The sequence below is a fragment of the Cupriavidus sp. MP-37 genome (assembly GCF_020618415.1).
Taxonomy (GTDB): Bacteria; Pseudomonadota; Gammaproteobacteria; order Burkholderiales; family Burkholderiaceae; genus Cupriavidus.
This window is the reverse complement of the sequence record NZ_CP085344.1, coordinates 2,776,476-2,797,111: the sequence shown is the minus strand read 5'-3', so window position 1 is coordinate 2,797,111 and position 20,636 is coordinate 2,776,476. Positions and strand designations below refer to the sequence as shown.

19 protein-coding genes are annotated in these 20,636 nt (G+C 67.1%); 18 read left to right on the top strand and 1 reads right to left on the bottom strand.

Translation table 11 applies throughout. From position 1 onward, the window contains the following. The first annotated feature begins 65 nt into the window (after positions 1-65). The 8 genes from LIN44_RS12895 (at position 66) to cyoD (ending at position 8,268) form a co-directional block, all read left to right on the top strand. Complete coding sequence (locus tag LIN44_RS12895) at positions 66-1,268, top strand: acyl-CoA dehydrogenase family protein (RefSeq protein ID WP_227312409.1); 1,203 nt, start codon at positions 66-68, stop codon at positions 1,266-1,268. A gap of 13 nt (positions 1,269-1,281) precedes the next feature. Then, positions 1,282-2,400, top strand: a complete 1,119-nt coding sequence (locus tag LIN44_RS12890) for an acyl-CoA dehydrogenase family protein (protein WP_227312408.1) — start codon at positions 1,282-1,284, stop codon at positions 2,398-2,400. Between the two features lie 347 nt (positions 2,401-2,747). Further along, positions 2,748-3,191, top strand: a complete 444-nt coding sequence (locus LIN44_RS12885) for a MaoC family dehydratase (RefSeq protein ID WP_227312407.1) — start codon at positions 2,748-2,750, stop codon at positions 3,189-3,191. Between the two features lie 32 nt (positions 3,192-3,223). Next, the gene (locus LIN44_RS12880) at positions 3,224-3,700 is read left to right on the top strand and encodes a MaoC family dehydratase (RefSeq protein WP_062797794.1); all 477 of its coding nucleotides are present in this window, start codon (positions 3,224-3,226) and stop codon (positions 3,698-3,700) included. A 605-nt stretch (positions 3,701-4,305) separates the two neighbouring features. Further along, entirely contained in the window at positions 4,306-5,268 is a 963-nt protein-coding gene (gene cyoA / locus LIN44_RS12875; protein ID WP_227312406.1) for a ubiquinol oxidase subunit II, read from the top strand. 14 nt (positions 5,269-5,282) lie between these two features. After that, entirely contained in the window at positions 5,283-7,256 is a 1,974-nt protein-coding gene (cyoB, locus tag LIN44_RS12870) for a cytochrome o ubiquinol oxidase subunit I (RefSeq protein ID WP_227314399.1), read from the top strand. Between the two features lie 5 nt (positions 7,257-7,261). Beyond that, entirely contained in the window at positions 7,262-7,900 is a 639-nt protein-coding gene (gene cyoC, locus LIN44_RS12865) for a cytochrome o ubiquinol oxidase subunit III (protein WP_227312405.1), read from the top strand. Beyond that, entirely contained in the window at positions 7,900-8,268 is a 369-nt protein-coding gene (gene cyoD, locus LIN44_RS12860; RefSeq protein WP_012352352.1) for a cytochrome o ubiquinol oxidase subunit IV, read from the top strand. The genes cyoC and cyoD overlap by 1 nt, the downstream gene beginning before the upstream one ends. A 66-nt stretch (positions 8,269-8,334) precedes the next feature. Here cyoD and LIN44_RS12855 read toward each other — a convergent pair whose 3' ends face one another. Continuing rightward, a complete protein-coding gene (locus LIN44_RS12855; RefSeq protein WP_227312404.1) occupies positions 8,335-10,386 on the bottom strand; it encodes a gamma-glutamyltransferase family protein in 2,052 nt (683 codons plus the stop codon). Positions 10,387-10,834: 448 nt separating this feature from the next. On the opposite strand from LIN44_RS12855, the gene urtA reads away from it, so the two are divergent. From urtA to ureC, 10 genes are all read left to right on the top strand, one after another. Continuing rightward, on the top strand, positions 10,835-12,091 hold the full coding sequence (gene urtA, locus LIN44_RS12850) for an urea ABC transporter substrate-binding protein (protein ID WP_227312403.1): 1,257 nt from the start codon (positions 10,835-10,837) through the stop codon (positions 12,089-12,091). A gap of 203 nt (positions 12,092-12,294) precedes the next feature. Beyond that, the gene (gene urtB / locus LIN44_RS12845) at positions 12,295-13,938 is read left to right on the top strand and encodes an urea ABC transporter permease subunit UrtB (RefSeq protein WP_227312402.1); all 1,644 of its coding nucleotides are present in this window, start codon (positions 12,295-12,297) and stop codon (positions 13,936-13,938) included. Further along, the gene (gene urtC, locus LIN44_RS12840) at positions 13,938-15,137 is read left to right on the top strand and encodes an urea ABC transporter permease subunit UrtC (protein ID WP_227314398.1); all 1,200 of its coding nucleotides are present in this window, start codon (positions 13,938-13,940) and stop codon (positions 15,135-15,137) included. The genes urtB and urtC overlap by 1 nt, the downstream gene beginning before the upstream one ends. Beyond that, a complete protein-coding gene (gene urtD, locus LIN44_RS12835) occupies positions 15,134-15,982 on the top strand; it encodes an urea ABC transporter ATP-binding protein UrtD (protein WP_227312401.1) in 849 nt (282 codons plus the stop codon). Before urtC ends, urtD begins: the two co-directional genes overlap by 4 nt. A 2-nt stretch (positions 15,983-15,984) precedes the next feature. After that, positions 15,985-16,677 (top strand): urea ABC transporter ATP-binding subunit UrtE, encoded by a 693-nt coding sequence (gene urtE, locus LIN44_RS12830; RefSeq protein WP_227312400.1) that lies wholly within the window; start codon positions 15,985-15,987, stop codon positions 16,675-16,677. Between the two features lie 25 nt (positions 16,678-16,702). Continuing rightward, positions 16,703-17,584: an urease accessory protein UreD gene (locus tag LIN44_RS12825; protein WP_227312399.1), complete on the top strand. Its 882-nt coding sequence runs from the start codon at positions 16,703-16,705 to the stop codon at positions 17,582-17,584. A 39-nt stretch (positions 17,585-17,623) separates the two neighbouring features. Then, positions 17,624-17,926, top strand: coding sequence for an urease subunit gamma (locus LIN44_RS12820; RefSeq protein WP_227312398.1), 303 nt, complete (start codon positions 17,624-17,626; stop codon positions 17,924-17,926). 55 nt (positions 17,927-17,981) lie between these two features. After that, positions 17,982-18,593 (top strand): HupE/UreJ family protein, encoded by a 612-nt coding sequence (locus LIN44_RS12815; RefSeq protein ID WP_227312397.1) that lies wholly within the window; start codon positions 17,982-17,984, stop codon positions 18,591-18,593. Between the two features lie 11 nt (positions 18,594-18,604). After that, entirely contained in the window at positions 18,605-18,910 is a 306-nt protein-coding gene (locus LIN44_RS12810) for an urease subunit beta (protein WP_227312396.1), read from the top strand. Continuing rightward, positions 18,910-20,625 carry an urease subunit alpha gene (ureC, locus tag LIN44_RS12805; protein WP_227312395.1) on the top strand — a complete coding sequence of 572 codons (1,716 nt, stop codon included), beginning with the start codon at positions 18,910-18,912 and terminating at the stop codon, positions 20,623-20,625. Before LIN44_RS12810 ends, ureC begins: the two co-directional genes overlap by 1 nt. The last annotated feature ends 11 nt before the right edge of the window (positions 20,626-20,636 follow it).

The window sequence follows — 20,636 nt, the reverse complement described above, 5'->3', positions numbered from 1 at the left end:
GCATGACGCGCAGGCAGAACAAACCGCCGGCGGCCTGCGCCATGCCGGCACCACTGGAGACGGGCATGGATCTCAACTACTCGGCGTCCGACGATGCCTTCCGCGAGGAAGTGCGTAGCTGGCTCGAAGCCAACTTGCCGGCGGACATCCGCAGCAAGATTCTCAACCACCGCCGTCCGAACCGCGACGACCTCGTGCGCTGGCACAAGATCCTGGCTGGCAAGGGCTGGTCGGCGCCGCACTGGCCGGTGCAGTACGGCGGCACCGGCTGGAACGCCACCCAGCGCCATATCTGGGACGAAGAGAATGCCCGCGTCGGCGCGCCCGGCGTGCTGCCGTTCGGCGTGGCGATGGTCGCGCCGGTGATCATGAAGTACGGCAACGAACAGCAGAAGTCGTACTACCTGCCGCGCATCCTCGACTGCACCGACTGGTGGTGCCAGGGCTATTCGGAGCCGGGCTCGGGTTCCGACCTGGCCTCGCTGAAGACCCGCGCCGAGCTGACTTCGGACGGCAAGCATTACATCGTCAACGGCCAGAAGACCTGGACCACGCTCGGCCAGCACGCCGACATGATCTTCTGCCTGGTGCGCACCGATCCCGAGGCCAAGAAGCAGGAGGGCATCTCGTTCCTGCTGATCGACATGAAGACCCCGGGCATCACCGTGCGCCCGATCATCATGCTCGACGAAGAGCATGAGGTGAACGAAGTCTTCTTCGACAACGTCAAGGTGCCGGTCGAGAACCGCGTCGGCGAAGAGAACAAGGGCTGGACCTACGCCAAGTACCTGCTCGGCCATGAGCGCACCGGCATTGCCCGCGTCGGCAATTCCAAGCGCGAGCTGGGCTTCCTCAAACGCGTGGCGCGCCAGCAGCAGAAGAACGGCAAGCCGTTGCTGGAAGACCCGGTGTTCGGCGCCAAGGTGGCCGCGCTGGAAATCGAACTGATGGCGCTGGAGATCACCGTGCTGCGCGTGGTGTCGAGCGAAGCGGCGGGCAAGGGCCCCGGCCCCGAGGCCTCGATGCTGAAGATCAAGGGCACCGAGATCCAGCAAATGCTGACCGAACTGATGGTCGAGGCGGTCGGCCCGTACGCGCAGCCGTTCGACACCGCGTACCTGGAGTGCGAGACCGAGCACGCTGTCACCGGCTACGACGACGCCGCGCCGCTGGCCGCGTACTACTTCAACTATCGCAAGACCTCCATCTACGGCGGGTCCAACGAAATTCAGAAGAACATCATCAGCCAGATGATTCTGGGGCTGTGAGGAGACACGCATCATGAACTTCAATCTCAGCGACGAACAGAAGCAGCTGGCCGACGCCGTGCGCCGTTTCATCGACAAGGACTATGGCTTCGAAGAGCGCAAGAAGCGCTACGAGAGCGCCGCCGGCTATGGCGAGGCCGCATGGGGCGCGCTGGCCGAGCTCGGCCTGACCGCGCTGCCGGTGCCGGAAGCGCAGGGCGGCTTTGCCGGCAAGGCGCTCGACATGATGGTGGTGCAGCAGGAACTGGGCCGCGGCCTGATCGTCGAGCCGTACCTCGCGACCGTGGTGGGCGCCTACGCCCTGGGCCTGGCCGGCGGCCAGGACGCGCTGCTGGAGCAGGTGGCCGGCGGCGAGCTGAAGCTGGCGGTGGCCTTCAACGAGCCGCAGGCGCGCTATGAGCTGAACCACGTGCGCGTCACCGCCCGCGACGGCAAGCTCAACGGCCGCAAGACCGTGGTGGTGCACGGCGGCCAGGCCGACCGGCTGATCGTGTCGGCGCGCAGCAGCGGCGGCGAAGCCGACCAGGATGGCATCTCGCTGTTCCTGGTGGATGCTAAGGGTGCCGGCGTCAGCATCAAGGACTACCGCACCATCGACAACCTGCGCGCCGCCGATATCACCTTCCAGGACGCACCGGCGCAATTGCTGGGCGAGGCCGGCAAGGCTTTCGCGCTGGTCGAGCAGGTGGCCGACTACGCCGCGGTGCTGCTGTGTGCCGAGGCCGTCGGCGTGATGGACACGCTCAACGCCGCGACGCTCGAATACGCCAAGACGCGCCAGCAGTTCGGCGTGCCGATCGCGCGCTTCCAGGCGCTGCAGCACCGCATGGTCGAGATGTTCATCCACGCCGAGCAGTCGCGCTCGATCACGCTGCTGGCCGCGGCGCGCTTCGAGGAAGCGACGCCGGAACAGCGCCGCCGCTACGTGTCCGCCGCCAAGGCGCGCGTGGGGCAGGCCGCGCGCACGGTCGGCCAGGAGGCGGTGCAGATCCACGGCGGCATGGGCGTGACCAACGAACTGCCGGCCGCGCACATGTTCAAGCGGCTGACCATGATCAACACTACCTTCGGCGACGTGGACCATCACCTGGGCAGGTTTGCCGCCCAGCCGGGGTTCCAGGAAGCTGCCTGACTCAGTTTGCCGGGAAGCGATGCACACCGCTGGTTTGCTCCCCTCGCCCGCTTGCGGGAGAGGGGCAGGGGGTGAGGGCGGGCGCAGGCATACCGACGGACGGTACTTCGTCGACGCTCCCGCCCTCACCCCCACCCCTCTCCCACTTCGCGGGAGAGGGGAGCGTCCGCCAGCGGCGGCGGCTTACATCCAGCATCCTGACCGCGCCATAGGCCCCAGGCCTTGGCGCGGTTTTTTCTTTGCGAGATGTTAGGGGCGGGTTCGGCAAATACGGACATCCGGTCCTGGCAGGCATGCGATCATCCTCAACACAAGGCCATGGCCAACCACAACGGAGTAGACAACCGATGCTGTATTTCGAAGATTTTGAAGTCGGCAGCCGGCGCGAGCTGGGCTCCTACCTCGTCACCGAGGAAGAGATCCTGAACTTCGCGCGCCAGTACGATCCGCAGCCGTTCCATATCGACAAGGAAGCCGCCGCCAACAGTATCTACGGCGGGCTGATCTCGAGCGGCTGGATGACATGCTCGATCATGATGCGCCTGCTGGTGCTGAGCACCACCGGCAAGTCGGCCAGCATGGGCTCGCCCGGCGTCGACGAGATCCGCTGGCTCAAGCCGGTCTATGCCGGCGACACGCTGACGGTGGTGCTGAACGTGCTCGACACCCGCCCGTCGCAGTCCAAGCCCGACCGCGGCATCGTGCACACCCAGTGGGAGGCCACCAACCAGCGCGGCGAGCTGGTGTGCACCGTCAAGGGCATGGGCATGTACGGCCGCCGGCCGGCGTAACCACACTTAACCGTCACGAGGAGACGATTGACATGCGTACCATCGCAACGCTGGAAGAACTGGAAGGGCTGCAGGGCCAGGAAGTCGCGGTCAGCGACTGGATCGAGGTGACCCAGCAGCAGGTCAACCAGTTCGCCGAGGCCACCGGCGATCACCAGTGGATCCACATCGACGTGGAGCGCGCGAAAAAGGAATCGCCCTATGGCGGCCCGATCGCCCACGGCTTCCTGACGCTGTCGCTGCTGCCCAAGTTCATGCACAACGCGCTCAGCATGCCGTCCAAGATCGGCGTCAACTACGGGCTGAACCGGGTGCGCTTCACGGCACCGGTGCCGGTGGGCAGCAAGCTGCGCGCGCGCATCAAGCTGCTCAAGGTCGAGCGCCTTGACCCGCTGCCGAAGTCGCCCGAACTGGTCGGCGCGCAGTCCACCTGGGAGGTTACGGTGGAGCGCGAGGGCAGCGAGCGGCCGGTGTGCATTGCCGAGTCCATTACCCGCCGCTACGGCTAAGTTGCGGCGCCGCTTGCGGCACTGCGACAATATGCCACAGCGTTGTGTCGCACCCCGGGAAGCCGCGCAAAGCGCGGCTTTCTGCATATTTAACTGCGTTTTTGTGATGTTGACGTGGATCAAAGACGGCGCAGTGCACCAAGCTGCTGATTGTCCGTTTAAATGAACAGTGTGTTCCGTGGCGTTGGGTTTACCCCTAATGTTGCGTTGCGGTACAGTCGCGCCCACGATGTTTTACGTGTTGCGCTCCCCGGCCGAAAACTGCGCCTGCCCTGATGGCAGGTCCGTCGGGAGGCGCAAAAGCCTCGTATTCCAACGCTACCCGGCCGCTGTACTGAGCCGGGACCGTTCGCGGTTTCGGCCACCAGGTGCCGCAGCGCCGGCAAGGTCCCACAGGGCCTGCAGCGCGCGCAGTCAGTTGTCCTTCCGTGTTCATGGCGTTGCAAGGCCGCATGGTCCTTCGGCGTTAGATCCGCCGCCCGACCGCAACGCCAGCTAAGGACACGTCCTTCCGGTTTTCCCATAGCCCCACGCCTCTTGCGCGAGCATCAGGCGGTTTAGCCACGCTTTTGCCCAAAGCGCGGTGTAACCAAACCAGTCGTGACATGAAGAAACCCATACTGCCGCGGTGGACGCGGTTCCTGCCTTGCCTTGGCCTGCTCCTGCTCGCCGGCTGCAACATGACGCTGCTCGACCCGAAGGGGCAGGTCGGCGTCGACATCAAAGGCATCATCCTGATCGCCACCTGGCTGATGCTGCTGGTGGTGGTGCCGGTGATCGTGCTGACGCTGGTGTTCGCCTGGAAGTACCGCGCCAGCAATACCTCGGCACGCTATGAACCCGACTGGTCGCACTCGACCGCCATCGAAGTGGTGGTGTGGCTGATTCCCTGCCTGATCATCATCGCGCTGGGCATCATCACCTGGAAGTCCTCGCACGACCTCGACCCGTACAAGCCGCTGGAATCGAGCAAGAAGCCGGTCACGGTCGAAGTGGTGGCGCTGAACTGGAAGTGGCTGTTCATCTATCCGGAACTGAAGATCGCCACCGTCAACCAGATCGCCTTCCCGGTCGACACCCCGGTGAACTTCAAGATCACCTCGGATTCGATCATGAATTCGTTCTTCATCCCGCAACTGGGCAGCCAGGTGTACGCCATGGCCGGGATGGAAACCAAGCTCCACCTGATCGCCAACGAAGCCGGCAGCTATGACGGCGTGTCCGCCAACTACAGCGGCGGCGGCTTCTCGGGCATGAAGTTCAAGGCCATCGCCATGTCGAACTACGAGTTCGACCAGTGGGTGGCCAAGGTTCGCGCCTCGTCGACCGAACTGGGCGTCGATGGCTACCAGACGCTGGCACAACCGAGCGAGAAGGAGCCGGTCGCGTACTACGGCAAGGTGGAAGACCAGCTGTTCCGCCACATCCTGCACAAGTACATGGGCCACGGCGGCGCCGCACTGGCCGCCGACGGGTTCAAGGGCGGCCCGATCTGCACGTCGCGCAACACCCTCGGTGAAGAGCAGCTGTCCTTGACCACGCCGGCCGCGCTGCCGGCAGGCGCGTAATCCTGGGAGCAATGATGTTTGGCAAGTTGAGTTTGTCGGCGATTCCGTTTCATGAGCCGATCATCATGGTCGTGCTGGCCGGTGTCGCCGTGGGCGGTGCCGCGCTGCTGGGCGCGATCACGTATTTCAAGAAGTGGGGCTACCTCTGGAACGAGTGGTTCACGTCCGTCGACCACAAGAAGATCGGCGTGATGTACTGCCTGGTGGCGCTGATCATGCTGCTGCGCGGCTTCGCCGACGCGGTCATGATGCGCACCCAGCTGGCGCTGGCCACCAACGGCGCCACCGGCGTGCTGCCGCCCGAGCACTACGACCAGATCTTCACCGCCCACGGCGTGATCATGATCTTCTTCGTGGCCATGCCGCTGATGACCGGCCTGATGAACCTGGTCGTGCCGCTGCAGATCGGCGCGCGCGACGTGGCCTTCCCGTTCCTGAACACGCTGTCGTTCTGGCTGTTCGTGGCGGGCGCCATGCTGGTCAACATCTCGCTGGGCGTCGGCGAGTTCGCCAAGACCGGCTGGCTGGCGTACCCGCCGCTGTCGGGCATCGACTACAGCCCTGGCGTAGGGGTGGACTACTACCTCTGGAGCTTGCAGATCTCGGGGCTTGGCACCTTGCTGACCGGCGTGAACTTCCTGGTGACGATCCTGCGCATGCGCGCGCCTGGCATGACGCTGATGCGCATGCCGGTGTTCACCTGGACCGCGCTGTGCACCAACGTGCTGATCGTCGCCGCCTTCCCGGTGCTGACCGTGACCCTGGCGCTGCTGGGCCTGGACCGCTACCTCGGCATGCACTTCTTCACGAACGACGGTGGCGGCAACGCCATGATGTACGTGAACCTGATCTGGATCTGGGGTCACCCCGAGGTGTACATCCTGATCCTGCCGGCGTTCGGCATCTTCTCTGAAGTCATCGCCACGTTCTCGGGCAAGAAGCTGTTCGGCTACAAGGGCATGGTGTACGCGACCGCCGCGATCATGGTGCTGTCGTTCATCGTGTGGCTGCACCACTTCTTCACGATGGGCTCGGGCGCCAACGTCAACGCGTTCTTCGGCATCACCACCATGATCATCTCCATCCCGACCGGGGTGAAGATCTTCAACTGGCTGTTCACCATGTACCGCGGCCGCGTGCAGATGACCTCGCCGGTGCTGTGGACCCTGGGCTTCATGATCACCTTCGTGATCGGCGGCATGACCGGCGTGCTGATGGCGGTGCCGGCGGCCGACTTCGTGCTGCACAACAGCCTGTTCCTGATCGCCCACTTCCACAACGTGATCATCGGCGGCGTGCTGTTCGGCTACCTGGCCGGCATCACCTACTGGTGGCCGAAGGCGTTCGGCTTCAAGCTGAACGAGCGCCTGGGCAAGGCTTCGTTCTGGTGCTGGCTGGTGGGCTTCTACTTCGCCTTCATGCCGTTGTACGTGCTGGGCCTGATGGGCATGACGCGCCGCCTGAACCACACCGACAACCCGGCCTGGACGCCGTGGCTGTACCTGGCCGTGGTGGGCGTGGTGTTCGTCGCGCTGGGCATCTTCTTCCAGGTGCTGCAGATCGTCGTCTCGATCCGCGACCGCAAGCAGCTGGCCGACGTGACCGGCGACCCGTGGGGCGGCCGCACGCTGGAGTGGGCCACCTCGTCGCCGCCGCCGTTCTACAACTTCGCGCACACCCCGGTGGTGCGTGACCTGGACGCGTTCGCCGACATGAAGGCCCGCGGCGAGACCCTGCCGACCGAAGGCTACGAGAAGATCCACATGCCCAAGAACACGGGCGCGGGCTTCATCATCGGCGCCTTCAGCCTGGTGTTCGGCTTTGCCCTGACCTGGCATATCTGGTGGCTGGCCATCGTTGGCCTGGTGGGCATGATCTGGGCGTTCATCCACCGCAGCAACGACGACCATATCGACTACTACGTGCCGGCCACCGAGGTCGAGCAGATCGAAACGCGCCATCTGCAGCGCATTGCTTCGCAAGCCTGAGAACCATGTCGACTCAAGTCCTAGACCGCATCCCCGCGCAGGCAGGCGCATCGGCCCTCGCCGACGCGCATGACCATGCGCACCACGATACCAGTGCCAATACGGTGTATGGCTTCTGGATCTACCTGATGAGCGACTGCATCATCTTCGCCGGGCTGTTCGCGGCCTTCGCCGTGCTGCGCGGCGAAGTGGCAGGCGGCCCGTCGGCGAAGGAGCTGTTCGAGCTCAACTACGTGCTGGTGGAGACCTTCATCCTGCTGTTCTCGTCGATCACGTACGGCATGGCGATGATCTCGCTGCAGAACCGCAGCCTCAAGCACGTGCAGACCTGGCTCGGCATCACCTTCCTGCTCGGCCTGGCGTTCATGGCGATGGAAATCAATGAGTTCCACCACCTGATCGCCGAAGGCGCCGGCCCGGGCCGCAGCGCGTTCCTGTCGTCGTTCTTCACGCTGGTCGGCACCCACGGCCTGCACGTCGCCAGCGGCATGCTGTGGATGATCGTGCTGATGTGGCAGCTGGGCAAGAAGGGCATTACCCCGACGCTCAGCAAGCGCCTGATGTGCCTGTCGCTGTTCTGGCACTTCCTGGACGTGGTCTGGATCGGCGTGTTTACCGTGGTCTACCTGATGGGACATCTGTGATGGCACAACACAACGCACCGGCGGCGCACGGCGCCCACGACTCGCACGCGCACGACAGCCACGCTGGCGGCCACGCCAGCTTCAAGGGCTACGCGATCGGCTTCATCCTGGCGGTGATCCTGACCGTGATCCCGTTCAAGATCGTGATGGACGGCACCATGGACAAGGGCACCATCCTGTGGACCATCCTGGGCATGGCCGTGGTCCAGATGATCGTGCACCTGAAGTACTTCCTGCACCTGGACTCGTCGTCCGAACAGCGCAGCAACGTGATCGCGCTGCTGTTCACGGCGCTGATCCTGGTGATCGTGGTGGCGGGTTCGCTGTGGATCATGCACAACCTGAACGCCAACATGATGGTGATGTAAGGACTGGCGTCCTGGCATCGAAAAAAGGGGCCCTGCGGGGCCCCTTTTTCTTTGGTCGCGGCTTCGTCAGGGCTTGAACGTATCCCCCAGCACGACCCCTTCACGGCGCGGATCGGCACCGCCCACCAGCACCGCCGAGCCGCCGATGGTGGTGCGGATGATCGCGCTCAGCCCGCTCGACTGCGCCGCGGTGTTGACGGTGTGGCCGAGGTTGCGCAGGCCCCTGACCAGCGGGTCGTTGTCGCCCGGCAGGCCGCCGGCCGGCGCGCTGGTGTCGACGTTGGGATGCTCGCCGCCGACGATCATGGCCGAGCCGGCGCCGTTGGAGCCGCCGAAGTCGATCATCGACACCGCCTGCTGCGCATCCAGGCCCCAGTCCAGCGAAGCCACCAGGGTCTTGGCGACGAACTGGATGATGGTGGCGCCGCCCGGCGAGCCGGTGGTCATGTAGAAGTCGCGCGAGCCGTCGCCGTTGCGCTTGAACACCAGCGTCGGCGCCATCGAGCTGCGCGGGCGCTTGCCCGGCTGCAGCCGGTTGGCCACCAGCACGCCGCCCGGCGCAGGATCGGCATTGAAGTCGGTCAGTTCGTTGTTGAGCAGGAAGCCGTTGGTCATGTGGTACGAGCCCAGGCCGGCCTCGATGGTGGTGGTCATCGCCACCACGTTGCCGTACTTGTCATGCAGCGACAGGTGCGTGGTGCCGCGCTCCTGCACCATCGACGGCGCCAGCGGCACGTCGCCGAGGTTGCCCGCCGCCACCGGCGTGACCATCGAGCCGGTGGTGCTGATCAGGCTGGCGCGCTGGCTCAGGTAGGGCTTGTTCAGCATGGTGTCCCAGGTGCCGCCGGGCAACGGGATGAAGTCGGTGTCGGCGACGTACTTGTTGCGGTCGGCATAGGCCAGGTGCCCGGCCTCGCCCATCAGGTGGGCGCCCAGCACACTGGGCCGGCCGCCGTTCTGGTCGACCAGCGTGGGCTTGTGCGCGGCCATGTCGAAGTTCTCGACGATGCCCAGGATCTGCGCCACCGCGATCCCGCCCGAAGACGGCGGCGGCATGCCGCACACCTCATACTGCCGGTAGGTGGTGCACACCGGCGTGCGCTTCTTGGCCTGGTAGTTGGCCAGGTCGTCCAGCGCGGTCACGCCCGGCGTGGTATTGCCGTCGTAGGTGGTCTGGATCTTGGCGACGATGGCCTGCGCGATCGGGCCGTTCTTGTAGAAGGCGTCGGCGCCGTCGGCGGCGACGGCGCTGAAGACCGCCGCCAGCGCGGGGTTGCGCAGCACGGTGTTGACTGCGCGCGGGGTGCCGTCGGGATTCAGGAAGTAGGCGGCCATTTCCGGATCGCGCTTGATGTTGGCGACGGTGGCGCTGTCGGAGATCGCGGCGGCCATGCGCGGCGGGATCGCGAAGCCGTCGGTGGCCAGCCTGATCGCCGGCGCGAACAGTTCCTTCCAGGCGGTCTTGCCGTAGTCGCGGTGGGCCAGCTCGAGCACGCGCAGCGTGCCGGGGGTGCCGATCGAGCGGCCGCTGCGCTGGGGGTTGGGCAGCGGCGCGGTCTGGTCGGCCGCGGACTTCCAGCGCAGGTAGTTCTCGTCGGCGGCGGCCGGCGCGGTCTCGCGGCCGTCGTAGGCGGTGACCTGCCGGGTTGCCGCGTCGTAGTGCAGGATGAAGGCGCCGCCGCCGATGCCGGACGATTGCGGCTCGACCAGGTTCAGCACCATCTGCGCCGCCACGGCGGCGTCGATGGCGGTGCCGCCGGCCTTCAGCACGTCGCACGCCGCCTTGGTCGAGACCGGGTTGTTGGTCACGGCCATATAGGTCTTGCTGTAGACCGTGACCTTGGGCGCGTAGCCGGTCGCCTGCTCCGGCGCGTTGGGGTCGCCCGGCAGCACCACGGCCTGGCCGCCGGTGCTGCCGTCGAGCTCGCAGCCGGCGGTGGGCGTGACCGGCGGTGGCGGGGGCGGAGGCGGGGGATCGTCGCCGCCGCCGCAGGCGCCCAGGGTCAGCGCCAGCGCCGCCAGGGCCAGCTTGCCACGGCGCTGGCGCCAGGCCGGGGTGGCGCGCGGCTGCGGCTGCGGCTCGGCGGGGGATGCGTTGGGGTCGGCAGCGTACGGCATGGTTTCTCCTTCCTTTTGTGTGGGTCCGGGAAATGCCAGGGCCGGGTCGTCGGGCGGGACCGCGGCCATCTTCCACCGTAGTGCCGCGGGGCGCGGGCCTTAATCATTGAATGTACGGATTTACATGCATTCGAATCCGGGTTTAAGCGCCTGCTTAATCTGGCGCGGCCACCAGGCTGGCACGTTAGCACTCGCCAACTGCGCCACGGTGCCCGTCCAACGCCAGGCAGGCGTCATGCACCGTCATTGCCCGCGCTGGCCGACACGCACTGTCACAGTGCGCCATTTCCTTGCACGGCGATGGTGCGTCCGCGACCCGCAGGCAGCGTCCGGCCGCACGCACCGCCTGTGGCCGCGCCGCGCGTGCGATATCGCCGTGGCACGCTAGTTGCAGATGCATCACCCGGGGAGCGTAGTCCCTGACCAACACCATAAACGGGAGCTGCAAATGCAACGACGTGACATGCTGAAGCTGTCGGCGCTGGCCGCCGCGGCGATGATCGGTACCAGCCCGCTGGCGCTGGCGCAGTCCAAAGAGCCGATCAAGGTCGGCATCCTGCATTCGCTGTCCGGCACCATGGCGATCTCGGAAACGTCGCTGAAGGACGTGGCGCTGATGACCATCGACGAGATCAACAAGAGCGGCGGCGTGCTCGGGCGCAAGCTGGAGCCGGTGGTGGTGGACCCGGCGTCGAACTGGCCGCTGTTCGCCGAGAAGGCGCGCCAGCTGGTCAGCAAGGACAAGGTGGCGGTGACCTTCGGCTGCTGGACCTCGGTGTCGCGCAAGTCGGTGCTGCCGGTCTACGAAGAGCTCAACGCGCTGCTGTTCTACCCGGTGCAGTATGAAGGCGAAGAAATGTCGAAGAACGTCTTCTACACCGGCGCGGCGCCCAACCAGCAGGCCATCCCCGCGGTGGAATACCTGATGAGCAAGGAGGGCGGCGGCGTCAAGCGGTTCTTCCTGCTCGGCACCGACTACGTCTACCCGCGCACCACCAACAAGATCCTGCGCGCCTTCTTGAAGAGCAAGGGCGTGGCCGACAAGGATATCGAAGAGGTCTACACCCCGTTCGGCCACAGCGACTACCAGACCATCGTCGCCAACATCAAGAAGTTCTCGCAGGGCGGCAAGACCGCGGTGATCTCGACCATCAACGGCGATTCCAACGTGCCGTTCTACAAGGAACTGGGCAACGCCGGGCTCAAGGCCAAGGACGTGCCGGTGGTGGCGTTCTCGGTCGGCGAAGAAGAGCTGCGCGGCATCGACACCAAGCCGCTGGTCGGCCACCTGGCCGCGTGGAACTACTTCATGTCGGTCAAGAATCCCGAGAACGATGCCTTCCGCAAGCAGTGGGCGGCCTGGGTCAAGGCCAACAACCTGCCCGGCGGCGACAAGCGCGTGACCAACGACCCGATGGAAGCCACCTACGTGGGCATCCACATGTGGGCGCAGGCGGTGAAGAAGGCCGGCAGCACCGATACCAACAAGGTGCGTGCGGCGATGTACGGCCAGACCTTCAAGGCACCGGACGGCTTCACCCTGACCATGGGCGAGAACCACCACCTGTACAAGCCGGTGATGATCGGCGAGGTCAAGGCCGACGGCCAGTTCGCGGTGGTGTGGAAGACGCCGAAGGCGGTGCGCGCGCAGCCGTGGAGTCCGTTTATCGCGGGGAATGAAGGGAAGCCGGACAAGGCGATGTAGGGCGTTCGCTCGTCGCCGGTTTTCTCCCCTCTCCCGCTTGCGGGAGAGGGGCAGGGGGTGAGGGCGGGCGCTGACCGATGCGACGGCGCTCACTTCGTCATAGATGCCGGCCCTCACCCCCGCCCCCCCGCCCCTTTCCCACTGCGTGGGAGAGGGGAGCACACCCTCAGCTTGGTTTTCCACTTTCGTCACGGCGAGCCCCTATGCGCTATCCGATATCCCGAACCGCCATGCCCTGGCTGCGCGCCTTGCTGGCAGCGCTGCTGCTGACGGCGGCGCCGTGGACAGCAGCACTGACGCAGACCGACCTGAAGCCGCTGGCCGGAGACGACTTCGACGCCAAGACCGCTGCGCTGTCCGAGTTGGCCAAGGCCGCGCCCGCCGAAGCCGGCCCGATCCTGAAGGCGCTGCAGGACGACGCCCTGCAATACGCGCCGTCGGTCGGCATGGTGCGCCAGGATGGCGACAAGGTGGTCGACGCCATCACCGGCAAGCCGGTCACGGTCAAGCCGGACGAACTCGCATCCCTGACCCTGAACAACAGCCTGCGCGCGCTGGTCGACAGCGCCGCCAGCAGCCTGCTGCTGCAGTCACCGGACATCGCGGTGCGCGCGCAGGCGGTGGCCACGCTGCGCGACCAGCCGGAAAGCGCGTCGCTGGCGGCGGTCGAGGCCGCGCGCAAGACCGAGGCCGATGCCGGCCTGCGCGCCAGCCTGGACGTGATCTGGGCCAACCTGGTGCTGGCCGGCACGCCCGAGGCCACCGAGCGCGAGGCGCGCGTCGAAGCCATCCGCATCCTGGGCCGCGACAGCAACCCGCAAAACCGCCAGAAGCTGGCGCCGCTGGTGGAGCGCGACAGCGCCGGCCGCTACCGCGAGCCCGATGGCAGCGTGCGGCTAGCCGCGCAGCAGGCGCTGGACACGCTGCAGGCCGACCAGCGCCGCGCCGAAGTGATCGGCAACCTGTTCGCCGGGCTGAGCCTGGGCAGCGTGCTGCTGCTGGCCGCGCTCGGCCTGGCCATTACCTATGGCCTGATCGGCGTGATCAACATGGCGCACGGTGAATTCCTGATGATCGGCGCCTATGCCACCTACGTGGTGCAGTCGCTGTTCCGCGCCCATGCGCCGGGCGCGCTCGACTGGTATCTGCCCGCGGCGCTGCCGGCCTCGTTCCTGGCCGCCGCCATGGTGGGCTTCGTGCTGGAGCGGCTGGTGCTGCGCCACCTGTACGGCCGCCCGCTGGAAACGCTGCTGGCCACCTTCGGCGTGAGCCTGCTGCTGATGCAGGCAGTGCGCACGCTGTTCGGCGCGCAGAACGTGGAAGTGTCCAATCCCGCATGGATGAGCGGCGGCTTCGAATGGCTGCCGGGGCTGGTGATCCCTTACAACCGCGTGGTCATCATCCTGTTCGCGCTGGCCGTGGTGGCGGTGGCGTGGGCGGTGCTCAACCGCACGCGGCTGGGGCTGTTCGTGCGCGCCACCACGCAGAACCGCACCATGGCGGCGTGCGTGGGCGTGCGCACCTGGCAGGTCGACAGCTACGCCTTTGCCTTCGGCGCCGGCATCGCCGGGCTCGGCGGCTGCGCGCTGTCGCAGATCGGCAATGTCGGCCCCGACCTGGGCCAGGCCTACATCATCGATTCGTTCATGGTGGTGGTGCTGGGTGGGGTGGGGCAACTGGCCGGCACCATCGTCGGTGCGTTCGGGCTGGGCATCCTCAACAAGTTCATCGAACCCTTCTATGGCGCGGTGCTGGCCAAGATCCTGGTCCTGGTGCTGATCGTGCTGTTTATCCAGAAGCGGCCGCAGGGACTGTTCGCGCTCAAGGGGCGCAGCGCGGAGGCATGATGCATCGATTCCAATCGAATTCTTCCGCGGCACCGTTCCGGCTGGCCGTGCCGGAACGCCAGCCGCTGTTTTCGCCGCGCGGCTGGAGCGCGCTGCTGGCGCTGGCGGTGATCGTCGGCATCGGCGTGCCGGTGTGCGCGCTGCTGCTGCCGGAGGGCCATCCGCTGCACCTGTCGGCGTATGCGCTGACGCTGGTGGGAAAGATCATGTGCTTTGCGCTGGCGGCGATCGCGCTCGACCTGGTGTGGGGCTACTGCGGCATCCTCAGCCTCGGCCATGGCCTCTTTTTCGCGCTGGGCGGCTATGCCATGGGCATGTACCTGATGCGGTCGATCGGGCGCGAAGGCGTGTACCAGAGCGATCTGCCGGACTTCATGGTGTTTCTCGACTGGAAAGAGCTGCCGTGGTTCTGGCACGGCACCGACCACCTCGGCTATGCACTGCTGCTGGTGGTGCTGGTGCCGGGCGTGCTGGCGTGGCTGTTCGGCTTCTTTGCCTTCCGCTCGCGCATCAAGGGCGTGTACCTGTCGATCATCACGCAGGCGATGACGTATGCGGCGATGCTGCTGTTCTTCCGCAACGAGACCGGCTTCGGCGGCAATAACGGCTTTACCGACTTCAAGCGCATCGCCGGCTTTGCCATCGCCGCGCCGCAGACGCGCACGGCGTTGTTCGTGCTGACCTTCCTGGCGCTGCTGGCCGGCTTCATTGCCTGCCGCTACATCGTCACCTCGAAGCTCGGCCGCGTGGTCACGGCGGTGCGCGATGCCGAGATGCGCGTGATGTTCTCGGGCTACAACCCGCTCGGCTACAAGCTGTTCGTGTGGACCTTCTCGGCGGTGCTGTGCGGCATCGCCGGCGCGCTGTACGTGCCGCAGGTCGGCATCATCAACCCGGGCGAGATGTCGCCCGGCAATTCGATCGAGATGGCGGTGTGGGTAGCCGTGGGCGGGCGCGGCACGCTGGTCGGGCCGGTGATCGGCGCGTTCCTGGTCAACGGCGCCAAGACGCTGTTCACCGCGCACTTCGCCGAATACTGGCTGTTCCTGCTGGGCGCGATGTTCGTGCTGGTGACGCTGTACCTGCCCGACGGCGTGACCGGGCTGTGGCAGCGCTGGCGCGAGCGCCGCGCGCAGGCGGCCGCGCCAGAGCCCGATGCCACGCCGGCGGTCGCAGGCCGCAGCGGAGGTGAAGCATGAACGCCGCAGTCGAACACAGCCAGGCCGAGAGCGGCGATGCCACCGGCCTGGGGCGCATCGTCGAGCCGGGCACCATCGACGTGTCGCACGGCCCGATCCTCTACCTGGAAGACGTGACCGTGCAGTTCGACGGCTTCCGCGCGCTCAACAAGCTGAACCTGTCGATCGACCATGGCGAACTGCGCTGCGTGATCGGCCCCAACGGCGCCGGCAAGACCACCATGATGGATGTCATCACCGGCAAGACCGGGCCGCGCAACGCCAGCGTCAGCGGGCGCGTGTTCCTCGGCCAGACCATCGACCTGATGCGGATGACCGAGCCGCGCATCGCGCAGGTCGGCATCGGCCGCAAGTTCCAGAAGCCGACCGTGTTCGAGCAGCACGCGGTGTGGGAGAACCTGGAGCTGGCGATGCAGGCCGACAAGCGCTGGTGGTCGTCGCTGCGCGCGCGGCTGACCGCGGCCGGGCATCGCCGCATCGAAGAAACGCTGGCGCTGACCGGCCTGGAGGCCGAGGCCTACCGGCCCGCCGGGCTGCTGTCGCACGGGCAGAAGCAGCGGCTGGAGATCGGCATGCTGCTGATGCAGCAGCCGCAGCTGCTGCTGCTCGACGAACCCGTCGCCGGCATGACCGATGAAGAGACCATGCAGCTCGCCAGCCTGCTCAACGGGCTGCGCGGCAGCTGCTCGATGATGGTGGTGGAGCACGACATGGAGTTCGTCGCCGCGCTGGCGGGTGCCGCCGGCAAGGTCACGGTGCTGGCCGAGGGCAGCGTGCTGGCCGAAGGCACGCTCGACAGCGTCAAGCGCGACGAACGCGTGATCGAATCGTACCTGGGGAGATAGGCATGCTGCAGGTCAATGCACTGAACCAGTTCTACGGCGGCAGCCACATCCTGCGCAACGTCAGCTTCGAGGTGCCGGCGGGCAAGCTGACCACGCTGCTCGGCCGCAACGGCGTCGGCAAGAGCACGCTGCTGAAATGCCTGATGGGCGTGGTGCCGACGCGCAGCGGCAGCATCCAGTGGGACGGCAGGCCGCTGGAGAAGAAGCCGCCTTATGAGCGCGTTGCCGCCGGACTGGCCTATGTGCCGCAGGGGCGCGAGATCTTTCCGCGGCTGACGGTCGAGGAGAACCTGCTGATCGGCGCCGCCAGCCGCGCGCGGCCGGCGGGCGTGCCGGAGCGCATCTACCAGCTGTTCCCGGTGCTGCGCACCATGCGCCTGCGCCGCGGCGGCGACCTGTCCGGCGGCCAGCAGCAGCAACTGGCGATCGGCCGCGCGCTGATGAGCGAGCCGCAACTGCTGATCCTCGACGAGCCGACCGAAGGCATCCAGCCCTCGATCATCCAGGACATCGGCCGCGCCTTGCGGCTGCTGGTCGACGAGTTCGGCATGACGGTGCTGCTGGTCGAGCAGTACTACGAATTCGCGCGGCACATTGCCGACCACTATGTGGTGATGAGCCGCGGCGAAGTGGTGGCGCGCGGCGCCGGCGCCAGCATGGAGCAGGACGGCGTGCGCGAGCTGATCGCCGTGTAGGACGCGCGCAAGCCCATTCTTCGCCATGCGCCATCCCGATTTCCCTTCGTCCCTCGCCATGCCGGCGGCGTGGCAGGCGACGCTGCAGCTGCGCTTTGCGCGGCGCGGCGAGCGTACCGCGCTGACCGAGCGGCGTCACCAGGGCCCGCTGCTGGTGCAGAAGCCGCTGTATCCGGAAGGGGGCATCTGCCACGCGGTGATCCTGCATCCGCCGGCCGGCGTGGCCGGTGGCGACAGCCTGGAAATCGATGTGACGGTGGAGGCCGGCGCGCATGCGGTGCTGGCCACGCCGGGCGCCACCAAGTGGTACAAGTCGCTCGGCCGCGACGCGGTCCAGCGGGTGCGGCTGGCGGTGGGCGAGGGCGCGCGGCTGGACTGGCTGCCGCAGGAGAACATCGTCTTCGACGAGGCGCGTGCGCGGATTTCCACCGTGCTCGACATCGCGCCGGGCGGCAGCGCGATCGGCTGGGATGCCGTGGTGCTGGGCCGGCAAGCGTCGGGCGAGCAGTGGGCGCGCGGCGCGCTGTGGCTGGATACCCGCATCGGCGCCGGCGAGCGTGCGCTGTGGATCGAACAATCGCATATCGAGGCGGCATCGCCGCTGCGCAATGCCGTGCCCGGGCTGGACGGGCTGAACGTGCTCGGCACGCTGTGGGCCGTCGGCGCAGGCGCCACGCAGGACCTTGCCGAAACGCTGGCCGAGCGGCTGCCCGAGCGGCTGCCTTATACGCCCGCGTTGCGCGCCGGCGTGACCTGCCTTGCCGCCAACGGCCAGTCGATGCTGCTGCTGCGCGTGCTGGGCCGGCAGATGGAGGCGGTGCGCCACCTCATGACCGACGCCTGGCAGGCGCTGCGCATGCCGCTGCATGGCGTCGCCGCGCAACCGCTGCGGCTGTGGGCGACGTAGCCCGTCAATACGCAACCGAACACCAGACAGGAACGACAGATGGAACTGACGCCGCGCGAGAAAGACAAGCTGCTGATCTTCACCGCCGCGCTGCTGGCCGAGCGGCGCAAGGCCCGCGGGCTGAAGCTGAACTACCCGGAAGCGGTGGCGCTGATCACCGCCGCCATCATGGAAGGCGCGCGCGACGGCCGCACCGTGGCCGAGCTGATGCACGAAGGCACTACCGTGCTGATGCGCGACGACGTGATGGATGGCGTGGCCGAGATGATTCCCGAGATCCAGGTCGAGGCCACCTTCCCGGACGGCACCAAGCTGGTGACCGTGCACCATCCCATTGTCTGAGTACGCATTGATCACCGAAGCCGATAACCCGTTCCAATCCAAGCCGATGACCGCGATGACCCGTACTGCTTGCCTGCGCCTTGCCCTGGGCGCTTCCCTGACCGTTGCCGCCGGCGCCGCGCTGGCCCATCCCGGCCACGATGCCGCCACCGTCGGCGCCAGCCTGTGGGCCGGCCTGGCGCACCCGTTCACCGGCGCCGACCACCTGCTGGCAATGGCCGCGGTGGGGGTATGGAGCGCGCTGGTAGCGCGCTCCGCCGCCGATACGCTGCGCCTGCCGCTGGCTTTCGTGGGCTTGATGCTGGTGGGCGCCGCGCTCGGCCTCTCCGGCCTGGCGCTGCCTGCGGTGGAGCCCATGATCGCCGCTTCGCTGCTGGTGATCGGCTTGCTGCTGGCGCTGCGCGCCAGGCTGCCGGCGTGGGCCGGCACGCTGCTGGTGGGCGGCTTCGCCGTGTTCCACGGCTATGCGCATGGCGCGGAACTGCCCGCCAGCGCGGGCGCGCTGCCGGCGGTGCTGGCCTACGTCGGCGGCTTTGCCGCGGCCACCATGGCGCTGCACCTGCTGGGCATCGGCGCCGGCACGCTGCTGCACCGCCGCGCCGGCTGGCTCGCGCGCGCGGCCGGCGCGGGCGTGGCGCTGTACGGCGCCGGCCTGCTGGTGGCCTGAGGAGCAGCGCGATGATCCCCGGCGAACTAATGCCAGCCGAAGGCGAGATCGAACTCAACGCCGGCCGCGCCACCGTCAGCGTGACGGTGGCCAATACCGGCGACCGGCCGATCCAGGTCGGCTCGCACTTCCACTTCTACGAAACCAACGCCGCGCTCGCGTTCGAGCGCGAGGCCGCGCGCGGCTTTCGCCTGAACATCGCCGCGGGCACCGCGGTGCGCTTCGAGCCAGGGCAGACGCGCACCGTGGAACTGGTGGCGCTGGCGGGCGACCGCATCGTCTACGGCTTCAACGGCAAGATCATGGGAGCGCTGTGATGGCATCGATCTCCAGGCAGGCGTATGCGGAGATGTTCGGGCCCACCACCGGCGACCGGCTGCGGCTGGCTGATACGGGCCTGACCATCGAAGTCGAGCAGGACTTCACCATCTACGGCGAGGAGGTGAAGTTCGGCGGCGGCAAAGTCATCCGCGATGGCATGGGCCAGAGCCAGCGCATGGCGCAGGACTGCGTCGACACCGTGATCACCAATGCGCTGATCGTCGACCACTGGGGCATCGTCAAGGCCGATATCGGGCTCAAGCACGGGCGCATCGCGGCGATCGGCAAGGCCGGCAATCCCGACATCCAGCCCGGCGTCACCATCGTGGTCGGGCCGGGCACCGAGGTGATCGCGGCCGAGGGCATGATCGTCACCGCCGGCGGCATCGACAGCCATATCCACTTCATCTGCCCGCAGCAGATCGACGAGGCGCTGATGAGCGGCGTCACCACCATGATCGGCGGCGGCACCGGGCCCGCCACCGGCACCTTCGCCACCACGGTGACGCCGGGGCCGTGGTACATGGAGCGCATGCTGCAGGCGGCCGACGCCTATCCGATGAATATCGGCCTGCTGGGCAAGGGCAACGCCAGCCAGCCGGGGCCGATCCTGGAGCAGGTCGAAGCCGGCGCCATCGGCCTGAAGCTGCATGAAGACTGGGGCACCACGCCGGCCGCGATCGACACCTGCCTGTTGGTGGCGGACGCGACCGACACCCAGGTAGCGATCCACACCGATACGCTCAACGAGGCCGGCTTCGTCGAGGCGACCATCGCCGCGTTCAAGGGCCGCACCATCCATACCTACCACACCGAAGGCGCGGGCGGCGGCCACGCGCCGGACATCATCAAGGTTTGCGGCGAGGCCAACGTGCTGCCGTCGTCGACCAACCCGACGCGCCCGTACACCGTCAACACGCTGGACGAGCATCTCGACATGCTGATGGTGTGCCACCACCTGGACCCGTCGATCGCCGAGGACATCGCCTTCGCCGAAAGCCGCATCCGCCGCGAGACCATCGCCGCCGAGGACATCCTGCACGACCTCGGCGCGTTCTCGATGATCTCGAGCGATTCGCAGGCGATGGGGCGCGTCGGCGAAGTCATCATCCGAACCTGGCAGACCGCGCACAAGATGGCGGCGCAGCGCGGCAAGCTGCCAGGCGATCCGCACGATGCGCGCGGCGGGCACGACAACTTCCGCGTCCGGCGCTATGTCGCCAAGTACACCATCAACCCGGCGCTGACCCATGGCATTGCGCATGAGGTGGGCTCGGTCGAAGTCGGCAAGTGGGCCGACCTGGTGCTGTGGCGGCCCGCGTTCTTCGGCGTCAAGCCCAGCCTGATCCTGAAGGGCGGCATGATCGCCGCGGCCGCGATGGGCGACCCCAATGCCTCGATCCCGACGCCGCAGCCGGTGCACTACCGGCCGATGTTCGCCGCGGCCGGCGGCGCGCTGCCTCGTTCCTCGCTGACCTTCGTCTCGCAGGCGGCGCTGGCGGCCGGCATCGGCGAACGCTACGGGCTGGCCAAGACGCTGTCAGCCGTGCGCGGCACCCGCACCGTGAGCAAGCGCGACATGGTCCACAACGACTGGCAACCCCATGTCACGGTCGATCCCGAGACTTACCAGGTCGTCGCCGACGGCCAGTTGCTGATGTGCGAGCCCGCCACCGAGCTGCCGATGGCGCAGCGCTATTTCTTGTTTTGATGGGGGCGGAG

What these genes read in the sequence shown, in the direction of transcription:
- LIN44_RS12895 (WP_227312409.1), top strand. Translation starts at nt 66, where the DNA reads ATGGATCTCAACTACTCGGCGTCCGACGATGCCTTCCGCGAGGAAGTG.
- LIN44_RS12890 (WP_227312408.1), top strand. Translation starts at nt 1,282, where the DNA reads ATGAACTTCAATCTCAGCGACGAACAGAAGCAGCTGGCCGACGCCGTG.
- LIN44_RS12885 (WP_227312407.1), top strand. Translation starts at nt 2,748, where the DNA reads ATGCTGTATTTCGAAGATTTTGAAGTCGGCAGCCGGCGCGAGCTGGGC.
- LIN44_RS12880 (WP_062797794.1), top strand. Translation starts at nt 3,224, where the DNA reads ATGCGTACCATCGCAACGCTGGAAGAACTGGAAGGGCTGCAGGGCCAG.
- cyoA (WP_227312406.1), top strand. Translation starts at nt 4,306, where the DNA reads ATGAAGAAACCCATACTGCCGCGGTGGACGCGGTTCCTGCCTTGCCTT.
- cyoB (WP_227314399.1), top strand. Translation starts at nt 5,283, where the DNA reads ATGTTTGGCAAGTTGAGTTTGTCGGCGATTCCGTTTCATGAGCCGATC.
- cyoC (WP_227312405.1), top strand. Translation starts at nt 7,262, where the DNA reads ATGTCGACTCAAGTCCTAGACCGCATCCCCGCGCAGGCAGGCGCATCG.
- cyoD (WP_012352352.1), top strand. Translation starts at nt 7,900, where the DNA reads ATGGCACAACACAACGCACCGGCGGCGCACGGCGCCCACGACTCGCAC.
- LIN44_RS12855 (WP_227312404.1), bottom strand. Translation starts at nt 10,386, where the DNA reads ATGCCGTACGCTGCCGACCCCAACGCATCCCCCGCCGAGCCGCAGCCG.
- urtA (WP_227312403.1), top strand. Translation starts at nt 10,835, where the DNA reads ATGCAACGACGTGACATGCTGAAGCTGTCGGCGCTGGCCGCCGCGGCG.
- urtB (WP_227312402.1), top strand. Translation starts at nt 12,295, where the DNA reads ATGCGCTATCCGATATCCCGAACCGCCATGCCCTGGCTGCGCGCCTTG.
- urtC (WP_227314398.1), top strand. Translation starts at nt 13,938, where the DNA reads ATGCATCGATTCCAATCGAATTCTTCCGCGGCACCGTTCCGGCTGGCC.
- urtD (WP_227312401.1), top strand. Translation starts at nt 15,134, where the DNA reads ATGAACGCCGCAGTCGAACACAGCCAGGCCGAGAGCGGCGATGCCACC.
- urtE (WP_227312400.1), top strand. Translation starts at nt 15,985, where the DNA reads ATGCTGCAGGTCAATGCACTGAACCAGTTCTACGGCGGCAGCCACATC.
- LIN44_RS12825 (WP_227312399.1), top strand. Translation starts at nt 16,703, where the DNA reads ATGCGCCATCCCGATTTCCCTTCGTCCCTCGCCATGCCGGCGGCGTGG.
- LIN44_RS12820 (WP_227312398.1), top strand. Translation starts at nt 17,624, where the DNA reads ATGGAACTGACGCCGCGCGAGAAAGACAAGCTGCTGATCTTCACCGCC.
- LIN44_RS12815 (WP_227312397.1), top strand. Translation starts at nt 17,982, where the DNA reads ATGACCCGTACTGCTTGCCTGCGCCTTGCCCTGGGCGCTTCCCTGACC.
- LIN44_RS12810 (WP_227312396.1), top strand. Translation starts at nt 18,605, where the DNA reads ATGATCCCCGGCGAACTAATGCCAGCCGAAGGCGAGATCGAACTCAAC.
- ureC (WP_227312395.1), top strand. Translation starts at nt 18,910, where the DNA reads ATGGCATCGATCTCCAGGCAGGCGTATGCGGAGATGTTCGGGCCCACC.